At 71.5% G+C, this 15,117-nt stretch carries 22 protein-coding genes and 1 tRNA gene; 8 read left to right on the top strand and 15 right to left on the bottom strand.

The features are described 5' to 3' along the window. The first annotated feature begins 8 nt into the window (after positions 1-8). Positions 9-1,349 (top strand): signal recognition particle protein, encoded by a 1,341-nt coding sequence (gene ffh / locus EXW95_RS17645; RefSeq protein ID WP_174368561.1) that lies wholly within the window; start codon positions 9-11, stop codon positions 1,347-1,349. A gap of 123 nt (positions 1,350-1,472) precedes the next feature. Continuing rightward, positions 1,473-1,548: transfer RNA gene (locus EXW95_RS17640), tRNA-Lys, on the top strand. Positions 1,549-2,012: 464 nt separating this feature from the next. Here the strand turns inward: EXW95_RS17640 and EXW95_RS20790 are convergent. Beyond that, entirely contained in the window at positions 2,013-2,345 is a 333-nt protein-coding gene (locus EXW95_RS20790; protein WP_371810145.1) for a tyrosine-type recombinase/integrase, read from the bottom strand. A 158-nt stretch (positions 2,346-2,503) separates the two neighbouring features. Between EXW95_RS20790 and EXW95_RS21090 the strand changes: the two genes are divergently transcribed. Continuing rightward, positions 2,504-2,629 carry a hypothetical protein gene (locus tag EXW95_RS21090; protein WP_256435018.1) on the top strand — a complete coding sequence of 42 codons (126 nt, stop codon included), beginning with the start codon at positions 2,504-2,506 and terminating at the stop codon, positions 2,627-2,629. A 993-nt stretch (positions 2,630-3,622) separates the two neighbouring features. On the opposite strand, the gene EXW95_RS17630 is transcribed toward EXW95_RS21090, so the two are convergent. The 4 genes from EXW95_RS17630 to EXW95_RS17615 form a co-directional block, all read right to left on the bottom strand. Continuing rightward, positions 3,623-3,841: a hypothetical protein gene (locus EXW95_RS17630; protein WP_174368560.1), complete on the bottom strand. Its 219-nt coding sequence runs from the start codon at positions 3,839-3,841 to the stop codon at positions 3,623-3,625. 140 nt (positions 3,842-3,981) lie between these two features. Further along, the gene (locus EXW95_RS17625; RefSeq protein ID WP_174368559.1) at positions 3,982-4,155 is read right to left on the bottom strand and encodes a hypothetical protein; all 174 of its coding nucleotides are present in this window, start codon (positions 4,153-4,155) and stop codon (positions 3,982-3,984) included. After that, positions 4,152-4,469 carry a hypothetical protein gene (locus EXW95_RS17620; RefSeq protein ID WP_174368558.1) on the bottom strand — a complete coding sequence of 106 codons (318 nt, stop codon included), beginning with the start codon at positions 4,467-4,469 and terminating at the stop codon, positions 4,152-4,154. The genes EXW95_RS17625 and EXW95_RS17620 overlap by 4 nt, the downstream gene beginning before the upstream one ends. Further along, positions 4,466-4,705 (bottom strand): helix-turn-helix transcriptional regulator, encoded by a 240-nt coding sequence (locus tag EXW95_RS17615; protein ID WP_174368557.1) that lies wholly within the window; start codon positions 4,703-4,705, stop codon positions 4,466-4,468. Before EXW95_RS17615 ends, EXW95_RS17620 begins: the two co-directional genes overlap by 4 nt. Positions 4,706-4,850: 145 nt before the next feature. Between EXW95_RS17615 and EXW95_RS17610 the strand changes: the two genes are divergently transcribed. From EXW95_RS17610 to EXW95_RS17590, 5 genes are all read left to right on the top strand, one after another. Beyond that, complete coding sequence (locus EXW95_RS17610) at positions 4,851-5,276, top strand: hypothetical protein (RefSeq protein ID WP_174368556.1); 426 nt, start codon at positions 4,851-4,853, stop codon at positions 5,274-5,276. 160 nt (positions 5,277-5,436) lie between these two features. Next, positions 5,437-5,595, top strand: coding sequence for a hypothetical protein (locus tag EXW95_RS17605; RefSeq protein WP_174368555.1), 159 nt, complete (start codon positions 5,437-5,439; stop codon positions 5,593-5,595). Further along, a complete protein-coding gene (locus tag EXW95_RS17600; RefSeq protein ID WP_174368554.1) occupies positions 5,592-5,795 on the top strand; it encodes a hypothetical protein in 204 nt (67 codons plus the stop codon). The genes EXW95_RS17605 and EXW95_RS17600 overlap by 4 nt, the downstream gene beginning before the upstream one ends. After that, positions 5,792-6,454 carry a hypothetical protein gene (locus tag EXW95_RS17595; RefSeq protein ID WP_174368553.1) on the top strand — a complete coding sequence of 221 codons (663 nt, stop codon included), beginning with the start codon at positions 5,792-5,794 and terminating at the stop codon, positions 6,452-6,454. Before EXW95_RS17600 ends, EXW95_RS17595 begins: the two co-directional genes overlap by 4 nt. Then, entirely contained in the window at positions 6,451-6,891 is a 441-nt protein-coding gene (locus EXW95_RS17590) for a hypothetical protein (protein ID WP_174368552.1), read from the top strand. The genes EXW95_RS17595 and EXW95_RS17590 overlap by 4 nt, the downstream gene beginning before the upstream one ends. A 913-nt stretch (positions 6,892-7,804) precedes the next feature. Here EXW95_RS17590 and EXW95_RS17585 read toward each other — a convergent pair. The 10 genes from EXW95_RS17585 to EXW95_RS17540 form a co-directional block, all read right to left on the bottom strand. Further along, positions 7,805-8,119, bottom strand: coding sequence for a hypothetical protein (locus EXW95_RS17585; RefSeq protein WP_119675032.1), 315 nt, complete (start codon positions 8,117-8,119; stop codon positions 7,805-7,807). A gap of 741 nt (positions 8,120-8,860) precedes the next feature. Further along, positions 8,861-9,202: a hypothetical protein gene (locus tag EXW95_RS17580; protein ID WP_174368551.1), complete on the bottom strand. Its 342-nt coding sequence runs from the start codon at positions 9,200-9,202 to the stop codon at positions 8,861-8,863. Next, positions 9,199-9,606, bottom strand: coding sequence for a hypothetical protein (locus EXW95_RS17575; RefSeq protein ID WP_174368550.1), 408 nt, complete (start codon positions 9,604-9,606; stop codon positions 9,199-9,201). Before EXW95_RS17575 ends, EXW95_RS17580 begins: the two co-directional genes overlap by 4 nt. Continuing rightward, positions 9,603-10,106 carry a hypothetical protein gene (locus EXW95_RS17570; RefSeq protein ID WP_174368549.1) on the bottom strand — a complete coding sequence of 168 codons (504 nt, stop codon included), beginning with the start codon at positions 10,104-10,106 and terminating at the stop codon, positions 9,603-9,605. Before EXW95_RS17570 ends, EXW95_RS17575 begins: the two co-directional genes overlap by 4 nt. After that, positions 10,103-10,315, bottom strand: coding sequence for a hypothetical protein (locus EXW95_RS17565; protein WP_174368548.1), 213 nt, complete (start codon positions 10,313-10,315; stop codon positions 10,103-10,105). Before EXW95_RS17565 ends, EXW95_RS17570 begins: the two co-directional genes overlap by 4 nt. After that, positions 10,312-10,488, bottom strand: coding sequence for a hypothetical protein (locus EXW95_RS17560; RefSeq protein ID WP_174368547.1), 177 nt, complete (start codon positions 10,486-10,488; stop codon positions 10,312-10,314). The genes EXW95_RS17565 and EXW95_RS17560 overlap by 4 nt, the downstream gene beginning before the upstream one ends. After that, positions 10,485-10,784: a hypothetical protein gene (locus tag EXW95_RS17555; RefSeq protein ID WP_174368546.1), complete on the bottom strand. Its 300-nt coding sequence runs from the start codon at positions 10,782-10,784 to the stop codon at positions 10,485-10,487. Before EXW95_RS17555 ends, EXW95_RS17560 begins: the two co-directional genes overlap by 4 nt. Before the next feature lie 102 nt (positions 10,785-10,886). Continuing rightward, positions 10,887-11,132: a hypothetical protein gene (locus tag EXW95_RS17550; RefSeq protein WP_174368545.1), complete on the bottom strand. Its 246-nt coding sequence runs from the start codon at positions 11,130-11,132 to the stop codon at positions 10,887-10,889. Beyond that, on the bottom strand, positions 11,129-11,695 hold the full coding sequence (locus EXW95_RS17545) for a hypothetical protein (protein ID WP_174368544.1): 567 nt from the start codon (positions 11,693-11,695) through the stop codon (positions 11,129-11,131). Before EXW95_RS17545 ends, EXW95_RS17550 begins: the two co-directional genes overlap by 4 nt. Continuing rightward, positions 11,692-15,099: a toprim domain-containing protein gene (locus EXW95_RS17540; RefSeq protein WP_174368543.1), complete on the bottom strand. Its 3,408-nt coding sequence runs from the start codon at positions 15,097-15,099 to the stop codon at positions 11,692-11,694. The genes EXW95_RS17545 and EXW95_RS17540 overlap by 4 nt, the downstream gene beginning before the upstream one ends. Positions 15,100-15,117 lie beyond the last annotated feature (18 nt).

Raw genomic sequence — 15,117 nt, 5'->3', positions numbered from 1 at the left:
GTGGCAGCATGTTTGAGTCCCTTGGGAATAAGTTGCAGGACATCCTCGACCGGGTGGGCAAGGAGCGCCAGCTGACCGAGGCGCAGGTCAAGGCGGCCATGCGCGAGATCCGCATGGCGCTGCTGGAAGCCGACGTGAACTTCGGCGTGGCGAAGGACTTCGTGGCCCGCGTGAGCGAGAAGGCCGTGGGGCAGTCCGTGGAGGGCAGCCTGAACGCCGGGCAGACCGTCGTGAAACTCGTGCACGACGAACTGATCGAGACGCTGGGCGGCAAGGCCGCGCAACCCGAACTGAAAACCGAGAGGAACGTGTGGTTCATGGTCGGCCTCCAGGGGGCCGGGAAGACCACCAGCACCGGCAAGCTCGCCGCGCACTACAAGAGCAAGGGCCGCCGCGTCCTGCTGGTCGCGGCCGACACGCAGCGCCCCGCCGCGCGCGACCAGCTCGAAGTCCTCGCCAAGCAGGTGGGCGTGCCCGTTCTGAAAGTCGCGGACGGCGAGAGCCCCGCCGAGACGAAACGCCGCGTGGACGAGCACCTGAAAACCGACTTCCGTGACCTCGTGATCGTGGACACCGCCGGCCGCCTCCAGATCGACGAGGCACTCATGGATCAGCTGGCCGACCTGCAGACCGCCATGCAGCCCACCGAGAGCCTGCTCGTCGTGGACGCCATGACCGGCCAGGAAGCGCTGAACGTCGCGCAGACCTTCGACCAGCGCGTGAACGTCACGGGCCTGATCGTCACGAAGATGGACGGCGACGCGCGCGGCGGCGCGGCCCTCTCGGCACGCACCGTGACCGGCAAACCCATCTACTTCGCGGGCGTCAGCGAGAAGATCGCGGGCCTGGAACCCTTCTACCCCGACCGGGTCGCCGGCCGCATCCTCGGCATGGGCGACGTGCTCGGCCTGATCGAACGCGCGCAGCAGGCCGACCTGAAGGCCATGGAAGTCAAGAAACCCGGCGACTTCGACCTGGAGGACCTGCTGCTGCAACTGCGGCAGATCCGCAAGATGGGCCCGCTGGGTGACCTGCTGAAACTCATTCCCGGCATGAGCCGCGCGCTGCCCGAGGGCTTCAACATCGACGAGGCGCAGCTGCAGCGCATCGACGCGATGATCAGCTCCATGACCGTCAAGGAACGCCGCAACCCCAAGATCATCGACGGGCGCCGCCGCAAACGCATCGCCGCCGGCAGCGGGCACAGCGTGCAGGACATCAACAAACTCCTGAAGATGCACGAGCAGATGAAGGACATGATGAAGATGCTCCAGCGCATGAGCGGCCCCGGCGGCAAGGGCATGAAACCACCCCGCATGCCGAACGTCCCCCCCAGCCTCAAACGCTGAACACCCACCAGCACCCGCTTCCGCGCATCCGCCGGGGCGGGTGTTGACACATCCGCACGCGCCCCATATACTCACTCCCGCTGAGAACGCGCCCACACGGCACGCAGCGAGACAAGACCACCTGGGTCGTTAGCTCAATCGGTAGAGCAGCTGACTTTTAATCAGCGGGTTGTAGGTTCAAGTCCTACACGACCCACCAGGAAAACCCCGTCCTAGACGGGGTTTCTTCTTTTGCCCTGTCCCGCTGACATGGCCCGGAGTGCCCCGCGTGGCCCAAACGTGGCCCAAGTGTTTTCAGGTGGGGTCATCCTGGCCCACTGCCCCCCGGTTCGACGATCCCCCCACCGGCCCCCAGGTGCGGCCCCACTTCGCAGAAAAAACACGTCAGAAAAAACTCTGGCCTGTATACCCCCTAAAAATCTGGGGACATTGGGGACGCAGCGCCTTTTATGCCGTCCCACACGAAGAAAAACCCGGTCCCCACGAAAAACGGGAGTGGGGACGCAGTTCCCGAAAACACCGTCCAGCACGGCATTATTCCGTGTCCCCACTTTTGGGACTTTGCGTCCCCACACTGGGGACTCAGGCCCGGCCGGGGTGGGGACGCGCCCCGGCGTTTTCGTGTCGCCAGTTCCAAGAAGTCCCCGCCCCGCGCGCCCTGGCCTAAGCTTTCCGGCGCGGCCCGCCCTTCCTGACCGCCCGGCGCACCGGGGACACCGCCCCCCGCGTCTTCCCTTCGCCGGGCACGTCCCCACCATCCCCCGCCCCGTCCGGCCCGCCGCCCTGCGCCGCGTCCCCCGCCCGCACCTGCGGCCCCTGCAGGTCCGCCAGCCCATACCCCAGGCCCCGCAGCTTCCCCGGCAGGGCGTGCGCGTAAATGTTCAGTGTCGTACTCACCTGCGCGTGACCCAAGAGAGCCGCCACGCTCACCGGGTCTTCGCCCCTCGAGATGAGGTAAGTCCCCGTGCTGTGGCGCAGCGCGTGCGGGGACAGCACCGGCACCCCCCGCCGCCGCGCACGTCCGGCGCATCACAGCGCGCAGCGTGTCCTGACGCAACGGGCGACCATCCACCGCCGGGAACATGGGCGCTGTAGCCTTCAACCCCTGGCCCCGGTACCCCGTGGCGTGCATCTCACGGGCCACGCGGCCCCGCATGTCTTCGACGATCCCCAGCGCGTCCCCGGACAGGTACACGCGCCGCACGCCCGCCGCGGTCTTCGGTCCCCCGGTGTACGTCTTCCCTTCAAACTCGCTGCGCGTCTTCGAGACGCTGACGTAAGGCGCGCCCGTGTCATCCGTCCCCAGGTCCCCCCAGGTCAGGGCCAGCGCTTCCCCGATGCGAAGCCCGGTGTACGCCAGGAAGGCCAGCGGCACGGCGAAGCGGTCCCCCAGGGCCACGGTCACGAAGCGCGCCAGGTCTTCCGGCGTGAAGTGCTTCACCTTCGACTCTGTGACCGTCCCGCCCTTCGAGGGGGACAGGGGCCGGGCGTACTGCGCCGGATTGTCCCTCAGCGCCCCGTCAGCGATAGCGCGCGCATACGCCCCGTGAATCAGGACGTGAATCTGCCGCTGACCGCTGAACCCCAGGCGGGGCCGCGTCTTTCCCTCTTCGCCGGGCACGGGCACCTCTTCGCTCAGCAGCTCGAAGTACTCCCGCAGCCGCCCAGGGGTGACGCCCGCCGCTTTCAGGTGCGCGACGTGCGGCGCGACGTGCCGGGTGTACAGCGCCTCGTTATTCCAGGCGGTGCGGTCTGCCCACGTGGCCCGCTTCCAGCGCATGAACTCCGTGACCATCTCCCCCACCGTCAGCGTTTGCGACACGGGCCGCTTCCCCTGCGCCGCTTCCTGCAGGGTGCGGGCTATCGCTTCGTGACCTTCCCGCTTCGTGTTCACCGTGGCACTCGGGCGCGCCGTTGTCCCGTCCGGGTACGTCACCCGCACCCGCCACCGCCACCGCCCGGACGGCAGTTGCTCGACTTGCCCCTGCCGGTCACTGGCCTTGCCCTTCCGCTTCCCCGTCATGGCCCACAGGGTAAGCCCGGCGTACCCCCCTGGCCCCCGAACACGCCCGGAAGACAACACGGGCCGCGCCCTGGCCCCTCGAGCGACCCGCGCCCCTTTTACTCAGGGGTGAGTAAAACCCCCGGCGCGTGACGCCCTCAGCCGGGCTTAGACCGTGACGGGATCATCTTCCCGGCGGCAGGAACATGACCGGCGAAGGGGGAAGCCCAGGCCAAGCGCCCACGCTTCCCCTTCGCCGGTCTTCCAGGTGCTACGCCATGCCCGCCCACAGGACGCCCGCCCCGATCAGGGCCAGCACGCCCGCGCCGGTCAGCGCCCAGCGCGCCCAGGGAACGCGGCGAAAGAGGAACGCCAGGAACAGCAGCGCGCACGCCAGGGCGAAGACCTCCCACGGGAAGGCCGGGCCATAGGACACGATCAGGTCTGTACTCGAGCTGTACCCGGTGGGCACCGTGGGCGCGCCGCTCATGGCCTGCCCTGCAGGAAGGCCCGGACGCGCAGCGCGGCCCGCACGATCACCCGCACAGGCCACGGCAAGGGCGGGCCGGTGAACCTGTCCCCCAGCACGGCCCGCACCTCATTCCCCCCGCGCAGCGTCCGGCGCACGGCCTACTTTCCCCCTTCGCCGGTCTTCCACAGCCGCCCCGCCACGATGCCCAGGATGGGGGCTATCAGGAAGAGGGGGGCCACGGTTCCGCCCTGTCGGATTTCCAGCGCCGACCACAGCAGTACAGCCGCCGCCAGGGCGTACAGCGCAACCGCCCCCCACTTCCTACCGGTCACGCCTTCCCCCCTTCGCCGGTCTTGATCTGGTACGCCTGCCACAGCATCACGGCCCCCATGCCTGCGAAGCCGCCCAGCAGCCACGCGGCAGGGCTGCCCAGGGCCAGCAGCAGGAAGCCCACGCCTGCCAGGGCCGCGTGCCGCCACGCCTTGACGGGGGGCAGCGCGACGCCCACCAAAAACAGTCCCAGGGCCGCCCCGGTGAAGATCAGGGCAGAGATTCCAGGTTCCCCCGATCGTGCGGGAACCTGCCACGCCCCCACAGCCAGGGCCGCAGCAAATCCGACCCCGCTCAGCACGCGGTACGCCTTCACGCCTGCCCCTCTTCGCCGGTCTTCGACCCCTGCCCAGGTTCCACCGTCAGGCGCAGGTCTAGCGCCTCGAGAATCGCGGCCCACAGGGGGGGAATCGAGCCACCCCGCCCCCCGGTGTCATTCAGGGCGCGCGTTATCGCGTTTGGGTGGGCATCCACGGCGCGGGCAAGGTCTGCGCGACTCAGGCCCTTCTCTTTCAGGCGGGCATTCACGGCTGCCCGTATCTCTTCATTCATGCCCACAGCCTAACACATGAGGTTAGCTAACCAAGTTTGACAGCACTAACCACAAATGTTAGTATCAGATCAGCAGAAAGGGACGCCCTTCCGACCAAGAAAACGCGTCCCCGCCTGACTTCCAGCACCTCTAGGAGTGAAAGCAATGAACGATACCACCGCCCCCCGCGCCCTGTCCCGCACCTGGGAAACGGTCACCCTTGACCGCATGGACGGCGCAGTCGTCCAGACCCGCGCGCACACCGTCACCCTGACCCGCACGCCCGCCGGTATCGAAGCCCAGGTGAACGGCGAAGCCTGCGACCTCGCCCGCGCCGTGGGCATCCTGCAGGGTGCGGACACCGTGACCGTCACCGCCCAGACCCTCGAAGCGCCCACGATCGGCAAGGCCCGCGCCGCCGGTCTTCACCGCCTCATGGCCCGCGCCGGGGTGCCCAGCAGGGAACACTACGGCTTCGCAGGTGCGGCCCTTGACCGCGCCGTGTTCAGCCTCGCAACGCTGACCGAAGGGGACGCCCGCGCCGTGTGGGCCTTCCTGCGCGCCACGTTCCCCCAGGTGCGCGCCGCCTGACCCGCACGGGGGGCCACGCCCGGCCCCCACCCCTGCGCCCTCGAAGCCCTGCCCGCGCATCCCATCCCCGGCGAAGTGGAAGACGCCCCGGCCCCACCGGCACGCCGCGCCCACCCGCCCCGCTTCGAGGAACTGCAGCACCCAGTAAGGACGTGACCCTGTGGCCCGCACCTGCGCCGCCCTGTACTTCGCCTGTCTGATCCTGACCGCCGCGCCCGGCCCGCACGCTTACCGCTTCGCCGCCCTGGCGATCCTGTGCGGCTTCCTGGCCCTGGCCTTCGCCCTTCGCCGCTTCACCCGTCAGGACGTGACCGCATGACGCACCCCCACCCGCTCGAAGACACCCGCACCCCCGCCCAGCTCACAGCCGACTGCAGCGCCGCCCCCCTGACCGCCCCGGAACGCCTCGAAGCCCTGCGAAACATCACCCTTCGCCGGGACGTCCTGACCCGCGAACTGGCCCAGCTCGACGCCATTGAAGCCGGGCACCGCGCGGCCCTCGAAGGCGGGCACGCATGACCCGCGCCGCGTCCCCCGCGTGGCAGGTCTGCGAAGACTGCGGCAGCGCCTACGGCCTCCCCACCGCCACCCCCACCGGGAAGGGCACCGGCCCCGCCCTGTGCGTCCCCTGCCACACCGAACACCTGACCCGGCACGCAGCACACGTTCAGCTCGAAGCCCTGACCGCTCCGATCGTGGGCGCGTGGGCCTCACAGTGGGGCCGCGCGGGCGTCCCCTTCCGGGAACTCCTGGCGATGGTTGAACACGCCACCGGGGCGGACATGGAACACGAAGACGGCGAAGCGCACCGCGCCCGCACCCTGCGCTTCCTGGCCCGCGCGCACCCCGCCCCCGCCGCCCTGCCCGAAGACGCGCCGCCCCTCCGCACCGCGGTAGACCCCGCCGCGCTGCCCGCCCTGCGAGAGTGCCGCCCCGCGATGCCTGAACACGGCATCCACCGGCCTTACTTCGTGGATGACCGGGGCGAAGCCGTCACGATCTTCCCCACGGTGGACACCCTGACCTTCCTGCAGGCTGACGGCGTGCGCGTCCTGATCTTCACCGGGCACGCCCAGCGCACCACCGGCCCCCTGTACGGCCCGCACGGGTACCGCGTCCCCGCGCACCTGTGGGCGCACGTCGAAGCGGTCCTGAACGGCGAAGGCGTGACCGCGTGACCCGCCGGAAGTCCGCCCCCGCCCGGCCCACGAAGCCCCGCGCCCCCCGCGCCGTGTTCCCCGGTGCCGTGGCCCTGCGCGCCTGCGCCCTGATCTTCGAGGGCACCGGAAGCCCCGCCCTGTACGTCTGCACGGACGATCACGGCAGCATTCCCCGCCTCTTCCGCGTGCCGGACGCCGCACAGGTCACCGTCACCACCCCCCGCCCCGCCGCGCCGGAAGACCGGGGCCGCGTGTTCCTGCCCGGCAGCACCGTGACCTTCCAGACCCCGGACGGCCGCACTTCGACCCTGGCCCTTCACACCGTCCGCCTGTACCGGGAAGTCGTCGAAGCCCTCGAGGGGCACGCCCAGGCGACCCGCGCCGCGCAGGAAGCCCGCGCCGCCTTCGAAGGCACAGCCGGCGAAGAGGGAACGTCAGGGCAGGGGGCCGCGTGAAGACCCGCACGCCCAGGAAGCCCCACCGGCCCCGCGCTGACGCCCGCCCGCACCCCCACCCGCCCCGCACCCTGAACCGCTGACCCCCGCCCCCTGGCCCGGCTTCCCCTTCGCCGGGCCTCACCCGTTCCCCGCTTCGACCGCGCCCCCCGCTTTCCTCCCCGGAAGTGGGGGGCAATCCCGCGCCCGCTTTGCCCGCCGGAAGTGGCGAGCATTCCCCACCGGCCCCCTGTGAGGCGTTCGCCAAATCGGGCGAACCGTCTAGAACGCAGTCCACCGGCCCCGCCGCGCGTTCCCCGAGACGGGGGAACCGTTCAGCACGCAGCCCAGCGCCCCGCCCAGCTCCGGCCCATGCCCCTGCGCGTGGGCCGCTGCCCTGTCCCGCCCATGAGGGACTAGTGATAAACCCCGCCCGCTCGAGGTTCCCGCCCATCCTGGCGAAAACCTCCCAGGCATACCGGACAGCGGCCCCCGCCATACCGGACAGCGCCCCCAGGCATACCCGGCACGGCAGACCCGCCCGCGTTTCAAACGCGACCGCCCCCGCTCGAGGTTTCCCCCCACGCCGGGGAAAACCCACCCCCCGCGCCCCACGTTCCCTCTTCGCCGGACAGCGCCCCCACTTCCAGCCCAAATGAAAGTGCGTCCCCAGCGCGCCCCGCACCCACTGCCGTTTGAAACGGAAGTGCGTCCCCACCGCCACCCCGCGCGCCGTACCATCTTCGACCCGCCTCGAACATGACCGCCGCGCCGTCCCTGACGCTTTTTCCTGACGTCAGGAAAATGGTCCGCAGCTGCCCGGCATCAATTTGCCAGCCCCGGCAACACGTTCAGCGGGTCACGCCCTGCAGGTCACGACCGCGCGCAGCTGCCCGGCAAGCATCACCCTATGGTGACGGTTGCCCGCATCCGGTCAGAGTGCCGCCACCAACGCCCGCCGGAAGCTCCGCATGAACCGCGCGCCCATCACGTCCCCCAGGTGCGCGGCCCGCTCGGCAGGCCACAGGGACGCCCGCGCTTCCAGTTCATCCGCGAGACACCACCGCTTCGAGTTGCCCGGCGTGAAGCCCAGGCAGGCCACGCGCCCGGCGGCTTCCAGGCGGCGCAGCGCCCGGCGCGTGCTGTCCCCTTCCGCCCGCACCGTCCGGGCCAGTTCGCAGCCGGTCAGCGGTCCCCGCTCGAGCGCTTCCAGAATCCCGCGTTGTACCCGCCCTGGCCCTCGACTCATGCGCCCAGTGTGCCCCGTGGATGCACGTTCCCGCAGTGACAGGGCACTTACCGCGCATCAGCAGGGGCGAAAGCGGGCAGACCCCACGTCTTCCCTTCGCCGGAAACGCCCACCCACACGGCCCGCACGCCCCCCAGTGGGCAGAAGTGCATGATGAAAAGAGGCAAGGTGGAAACACCCGGCCGCACCGTCATGCACCGTCATGCACCGCCACGCACCGCCGCACGCCGCCACGCCTCGAGGCCCCGCGCCCTGCAGGCTTCCCCGGTTTCAAACCGGAGAAACACCCCCACCCGGCGAAGAGGGAAACGCACCGCGCCCCCTGCCTCCCAGCTCGTCGAAGATGGTTGAAAGTGGCTAAGGCTGCCCAAGTACAGCGCACAGGGGCACGCCGGGAAACGCCCACGGGGACGGCATTCACGGCGCATGGTGGGCGTTTGTTCCGGTTGAGAAAGCTAAGGTGTTAGCGCCTTCGACCGCGCACGGTGGGCGCTTCATCCCCTGGCGAAAACTGACGCCCAGCGCCGCGCAGAATCGCACGCCCCGCCGCACCGGGAAACACGCACGGGGACGGCGTTCCTGGGGTCATGGTGGGCGTTTGTTCCACCTGACAAAACCTGACATTTCCGAACACTTCGACGGGCCGGGAAGGGTCACGGGAAGCGCCCGCCCCTGCCGCTGCGTGCGGGACAGGTGCGGGCGCACTCAGGCCGGGAAAACGCCGGGAAGCCGGTCCCCCTCTCATTCCTCTTCGCCGGTCACCTCGAGGGACAGCAGGTCAGCGACCGTCACCGCTTCGCCGGTCAGGCGGTGCATGATGCCCGCCACGGTTGCCAGGGTGCCCAGGTCAATGCGGGACGTGTCCCCACGGGCCAGCCGGTACACCGTGCCGGGGTCTAGCGTGCCCTGCGCGTAGCCGCTCATGGCGACCTGATAGACGGTCAGGCCGCGCGCCTCGCACGCCTCCCGGACGGTCACGCGGGCCGCGTAGGGCACGGGGCAGGGCGTGCCGTACCCCAGGAAGTGCGTGGGTCTGCCGTTGCGGTACTGCCCGCGCAGACCGTGCGGTTGCTGTGTCTTCATGCGTTCCTCTCTTCGAGCGTCACCGCTGCGAGTGCGGCCATGAGTGCCCAGGCGGCGCGGGCGTGCCGGGCAGGGGTGCCGTCCTGACCCCCCAGGCGTGCGGCTTCGACCTGGAAGACGTCAGCGGCCCCGGCGGGCGGGGGTGTCCACACGTCTTCCAGGGCGGCGCGGCCCGTGCGTGCGGCCCACTGCCACGCGGCGCACTCCGGGGCACTCAGGCCGGGCCGCAGGTCTTCCCACGGGCGGACGGGTAGGCCGGTGCCGCCCGCTGCGTTCACGGCGTCTTCGAGGTCTTCAAGGTGGGCGTCACTCAGGCGGCGCAGGGCCAGGGGCAGGCGGTCCCGGTTCCGGCCGGTGCGGGTCTGCGCTTCCAGCTGCGCGACCCTCGAGGCGCGACCCTTCACGCGCGGCCCCCGCCCAGCTCGGCGCACAGGGCCGCGTCGAAGCGCCACAGGGCACCGCCCCACCGGGCCAGCCGGTGAACGTCCGGCGAAAGGGGCACGCGGGCCGCTTCCCGGTCACACCACGCGCCGCACGCCTCGAAGTACGCCACGAAGGCGGGGACGCGGGCGGGGTCCGGTGGGGTCAGGGGCGCGCCGTCCGGGCCACTCAGGGCCAGCTCTGCCCAGGCTTCCGCGTCTTCCTTCGCCGGGTGCGTCACGGGCAGCCCTTCGCCCAGATGCGCGCACGCCACGCGCAGGCGGGCCAGCACGCCCCCCACGTCCCCGCCTTCCTCGAGGATGCCCAGCGCGTCCCGGTACGCCGCCGCGTCCCCCGGTGCGAGCTGCGCGCGGGCCGCTTCGAGCTGCGCCCACGTGCGGGCCTGAACCTCTTCCCGCCGGGCCGCTTCCCGTCCCTCGAGGGCTTCCAGGCGCGCGACCGTCCCCCGGCCCCGCCGCGTCACGCTTCACCCCCGTCCGGGGCGCACAGGAACGCCCAGAGGCTCAGGGCGCGCACGTCCCCGCGTAAGCCTTCCGGGGCATCCTGCGCGGCCCGCTCAAGCGCGTCCGGGGTCACGTCAGCGCGCAGGTGTTCCGGCAGGGCGTCCCACAGGGTCACGGCCCGGCCCCGCTGCGCCTCGAGGCGGGACAGTCGACTGCGCCGCGCGGTCACGCGGTCCCCCGGCGAAGGGTGAAGGTGCGGCGTTCCACCCGGACGGGGACGGGCACGCCGTCCGGGCCGCGTTCCATGACCTGCCGGGTGACGGTCACCTGTACACCGGCAGGGCGCGCCGCGCGGGCCTGACCTTCCAGGCGGGCCACGCGGGCCACGTGTGCGCCCTTCACGCCGCCCCCCTGCCCAGGCGCGGGCCGGTGGGGGTGGGCGCGGGGTCTTCCTCTTCGCCCGGCTGCGCGTCTTCGAGGGCCTTGATTCTCGCCTCGAGTTCCCCGATCTCGACAATGCGGGCGTAAGCCGCCGCGCCCTGGCTGACGGCGTGAACGGCTTTCAGGGCGTGCGCGGGGTCTTCCGCTTCCAGCAACTCACCCGCGCGGGACAGGGCGCGCCACAGCAGCGCGCGGGCATCCTCGAGCGTGCCGGGTTTCCCTCTTCGCCGGGCGCGTTTCGCCTGACGGGCTGCCACAGGGTTAGGGTTTGCCATGGTCTGACCTCCCGGCCCCGGACTGGGGGCCGCGTATAGAGCGGGGGGGGACGGTGCCGCCCCCCAGGGCGTGAAGGGGGCCGGTCATGCGTTCCCCTTCGCCGGGATGCCCAGGCGGCGCAGGGCCGCGCGGGCAGCTTCGCGGCCCTGCGCCGTGATCCGGTCCCCTTCGACCATGCCGGACTGCCGGGCCAGCTCGAGGGCCACGCGCTGACCTGCAGGGGACGGCGCGCGGCCGGACAGTGCCCGCTCGAGGGGCGCGCGGTGCGGGTGCGTGTCACTCAGGGCGCGGGCGTAGGCACTCAACACCACCCACTGCAGGGGCGTCACGCTGCGCCCCCTTCGACGCCCGGCGCGTCTTCCCAGGTGGGGCGCGGGCGGCGCGCGGGGCGGGCCTTCCAGCCCCGGCCCACGTCTTCCCCTGCCGTCAGGTACGCCCCGCACCGGCACGCGGGATGCAACGCCAGCGGGGGCGGCACAGGCTGCCACGCCTTCGGGGGACAACTGCAGGTGACCATGCCCGGCCCCCACTCCGGGGCGGGGACAGCGCGGGCGCACGTCCCGCAGTGTCCGGGCAGGGTTGCCGCGTGCGCGTTCCGGGCGCGGGCCTCTTCGAGCGGCACGCCACGGGCCGGGCGTGAGGTTGTCGCATTCCCGACAACCTCGAGAGGGGCGGGCAAGGGGTCCGGCGAAGAGGGAACGGGCAGGGGTGCCAGGTCTTCCGGGGGTGCCGTCAGCCACGCCAGCACGTCCGCTTTCCGGTCCCGCAGTTCCGACAGCAGCGCCGCCGGGGGGCGCTTCCCCGTGAGGGTCAGCCGCTCCCCCTGCACTTCCAGGCGCGCCCCTGCCGCCTCGAGGCGGGACAGCAGGGCGGGCACGTCCGCCCCGGTCACAGGGTCACCACGCCGGGCAGGTCTTCGCCTTCCGCGTAGCCTTCCAGGTCTTCGAGGGTCAGCGCGTGGGGGGCGGGGTCAGGGGTGACCGGCGAAGGGAAAGACGTCTCTTCCTTCCTTAGAGTCCCCAAAGTCCCCAATTCATCAGAGAAATAATTTAAGTTGGGGACACAGTGAAATGCCGTGCTAGTCGCGCTTTCTTCGCCCTGTGTCCCCAGAGTCCCCAGAGTCCCCACAGTTTCATAGGAGTCCCCCAGGGGAAGGCGCAGCATCAGCAGGTGCTTCCGCTGACCGTCCGGCGTTTTCCTCTTCGCCGTGGCCCGCACCCGCCCCCCGGCTTCGACCTCGCACCGCATCAGGCCCGCACCGTGAAGGCGGTCCCGCATGTTCCCCCACAGCTTCGCAGCGTCCGGCAGGGCCGCGCCCGCCTGCCCCTGCGCCGCCCGCTGCAGCGCCTCGTGAAGACCGTCCGGCAGGAAGCACGCCCAGTCCTGCCCGCCCTCATGCACGTGATAGCCGATCATGACCGCGCCCGGCTTCGTGCTGAACGTTTCCTCTTCGCCGCTGAACACGCGCCGCTGCCACCCGCACGCCGGGGCCACGTCCGGGTCAGGTGTGCCGCCCCCGCGCAGGTCTTCGAGGTACACGCGGCCCTGCGCGAGTAGGCCGGACAGCAGGGCCAGCGCGCGGGCCACCGGATCAGCGTCCCGCAGGTGTTCCGCCTGCCCCTGCGCCGTGTCCCGCAGGGCGTCCCCCACCCGCGCCCACAGGGCCAGCGCGTCCCCCTCACTGACCGCGCCCACCTGAACCGCGTAGGACAGGAACACTTCCCACCCGTAAGCCAGCTCTGCCGCCGCGTCCCCGGTGCGACCGTGCGCGCCCTGGAAGTGCGGAGACAGGGCACGCACCCGCGCGCCGTGCGCCGCGCCGCCCACCCGCACCGCGTCCCAGGAAGACGCCACGCCCTGAACGAAGCCCGCCAGGGCCAGCGCGTACACGCCCCCCACGGCGTTCTCTTCGCCCTGGTAGTACGCCTTCGACTTCGCCGGGGAATCAATCAGGCGGCGCGCCACTTCGACCATCACCAACCGCGCCCGGTTGCTGTGCCCGCGTGGCAGGTCTTCCGCTGACGCCGCGATCAGCCCGCGCGGGTACAGCGCCGCCCGCGCCCGCCGGTCAGCGGTCAGCGTCCCGCGCCCCGCCCCGTCCGCCGCGCCCTGAATCACGCGGGACGCCGTGCCGTCCAGTTTCGCCCGGTCCCCCACACTCCCGGACGGCTTGAAGTCATCAATCACGAACAGCGCGTCTTTCACCCGGAAGGCGTTACTCTCGAGCGCATTTGCTGACGTGTTCCACCCGTCAGGAAGGAACTTCCGGCCCCACCGCGCCCCGTAGTGCGCCATGACAAGGCCCATGAACGCCGTCTTGTGCCGCCCGGTTTCCCCGACCGTCCACACCACGAAGTCCGCCTGACCCAGCGCCGCCCGGTACGCCGCGCCCAGCATGGGCACGCCCACCGCGTCCGGGGCCAGCTCGAGCAAGGCCAGGGACGCCCGCACCGCCGCGCGCACCTCTTCGACCGGACGGGCCGCCCCCCCATCGAGGCGCGCAGGGTCCGGCAGGGCGTAGGCGGACAGCCGCCCCGTGAGTTCCACGCTGACGCCCGCCACGCCGCCCCGCGCCCCGATCACTGCGCCGGCCGTCAGGTACACCGGCCCATGCTCCGGGTGCTGAATCCATCCGGTGTGCTGGTACACCGTGCGGCGCGGGTATCCGCGTGCGTTGCTCAGGACCTGCAGGGCGTCCCGCGCTTTGTCTTTCTTGCCGTTCCCGGCGGGCATCCGGGCCTCACCGCCCCACTTCGCCACGGGCCACGCCATGCCGGAAAACTCGGCTGTCGTGACGGTCACGACCGGCGGGAAGAGGGGCGCGCCGTCCGGGCGGGTGCCTTCGATCTGGAAGACGCGCCGCGCGTCCCCGCTGCCGTCCTCTTCGATCACTTCCGCCGTGATGAACGCCGCGAAGTCTGCCAGGGTTTCCGCACTCACCCACTCTTCGCCGTCCTCTTTCTTGAGGGTCAGCGCTGCGAGCTTCCCGCCGCGCACCCCGTAGGCCGTGCGGGGGCCGGTGGGCACGTCCCCAGGTTCACACCACGCGGGCCGGTCTTCCCCGGCGGGGGGCGTGGCCTCTTCGGGGGCCTTCCAGGGCTGCGCGACTTCGACCGCCTGCAAGAGCCGCGCGCCCAGGTGGGCGGCGTGCGCGTCCGGGTCTGCCCCCTGGCCCACGCTGCCCAGGGCGTCACAGGCGTCAGCGTCCGCTTTCCCAGGGACGGCGAAGGGGGACGCGGTGCCGCCCACCTGGAAGACGTGGCAGCCGCGCGCCGTCAGCAGCTCCGCCCACTTCACGCGGGCCTCTTCGCCTTCCGGGTCCGGGTCTGCGTACACATACACCTGCGCGCCTTCCCCCAGGTGGGCCACGTGGGGCAGGGCGGAAGCGGACGCCACGCCCTGCACAGCCCAGCCGCGCGCCGCTTCGACCGGGGCCACACCGTCAGCGCCCCGCGCCGCCGCGCCCAGCATCAGCACGCACGCGACCGCGTTCAGTTCCCCTTCGACGATCAGGACGCGCGCCGCGCCCACCTGACCGGGGCCACACAGGGCCGGGGTGGACTGCCCGGCGGACACGTACACGTACCGCTGCGTGTTCGCTGCCTTGAGTGCCGCCTTATCTCCGGGGTTCCTGGCCTTCACCGCCCAGGGCGTCCCGTCCGGGCCGGGCACCTCGAAGGCCACCGCGCCGGGCAGGATGTGCCGGGACAGCGTGCGCCGCTTCCCGCCCCCCGCGTCCCCTGTCCAGCGGTACGCGGTCAGCAGGCCGGACGCCAGGGCCGGAGTCAGGCCGCGCCGGGCCAGCTCGAGCGCTTCCGGGTGCGTGTCCCCCGCCTGCAGGCGTTCCCAGCCGCGCAGGGCTGCGCCGTGCTTTGCCGCCTCGAGCGGGTGCAACTTCGAGAGGGCCGCGTCAGCCTTCGCCAGCCGCGCCGCCTTCCGGTCCACCTGCGCGGGCCTCGAGGTGGGAACCGTTCCCCTTTCGCCGGGTTCATCCTTCACGCCCGCCCAGTCGAGCAACAGGCGCACCGCGTCCCCCTTCGCCAGCCCTGCCGACTGCAGGAACGCCACTGCGCCCCCCTCGAAGCTGTCACCGCCGAACCTGTGGAAGACCGGGCCGGACGTGCCGCGCCCGTAGGACAGGGACGGGTTTTCCTCTTCCTGACCGGGCCGGAAGTCGCACACTTCGCCCTGCGCTTCGCTGTGCAGGTGCGGGGCACTCTTGCCCAGGTACGCCGCCAAGTTCCGAAGCACCGCGCCGGGCGTCAGCGCCTCGAGGGCACGCTGTAAGGCACTCACAGGACACCCCCGCCGGAC

This window comes from Deinococcus sp. JMULE3, from assembly GCF_013337115.1.
GTDB lineage: Bacteria > Deinococcota > Deinococci > Deinococcales > Deinococcaceae > Deinococcus.
This window is presented reverse-complemented; position numbering and strand designations above follow the sequence as displayed.

Coding starts and splice junctions, on each gene's coding strand:
- ffh (WP_174368561.1), top strand. CDS start 9: ATGTTTGAGTCCCTTGGGAATAAGTTGCAGGACATCCTCGACCGGGTG.
- EXW95_RS21090 (WP_256435018.1), top strand. CDS start 2,504: ATGTCTTCGACGATCCCCAGCGCGTCCCCGGACAGGTACACGCGCCGC.
- EXW95_RS17630 (WP_174368560.1), bottom strand. CDS start 3,841: ATGAGCGGCGCGCCCACGGTGCCCACCGGGTACAGCTCGAGTACAGAC.
- EXW95_RS17615 (WP_174368557.1), bottom strand. CDS start 4,705: ATGAATGAAGAGATACGGGCAGCCGTGAATGCCCGCCTGAAAGAGAAG.
- EXW95_RS17610 (WP_174368556.1), top strand. CDS start 4,851: ATGAACGATACCACCGCCCCCCGCGCCCTGTCCCGCACCTGGGAAACG.
- EXW95_RS17600 (WP_174368554.1), top strand. CDS start 5,592: ATGACGCACCCCCACCCGCTCGAAGACACCCGCACCCCCGCCCAGCTC.
- EXW95_RS17595 (WP_174368553.1), top strand. CDS start 5,792: ATGACCCGCGCCGCGTCCCCCGCGTGGCAGGTCTGCGAAGACTGCGGC.
- EXW95_RS17585 (WP_119675032.1), bottom strand. CDS start 8,119: ATGAGTCGAGGGCCAGGGCGGGTACAACGCGGGATTCTGGAAGCGCTC.
- EXW95_RS17580 (WP_174368551.1), bottom strand. CDS start 9,202: ATGAAGACACAGCAACCGCACGGTCTGCGCGGGCAGTACCGCAACGGC.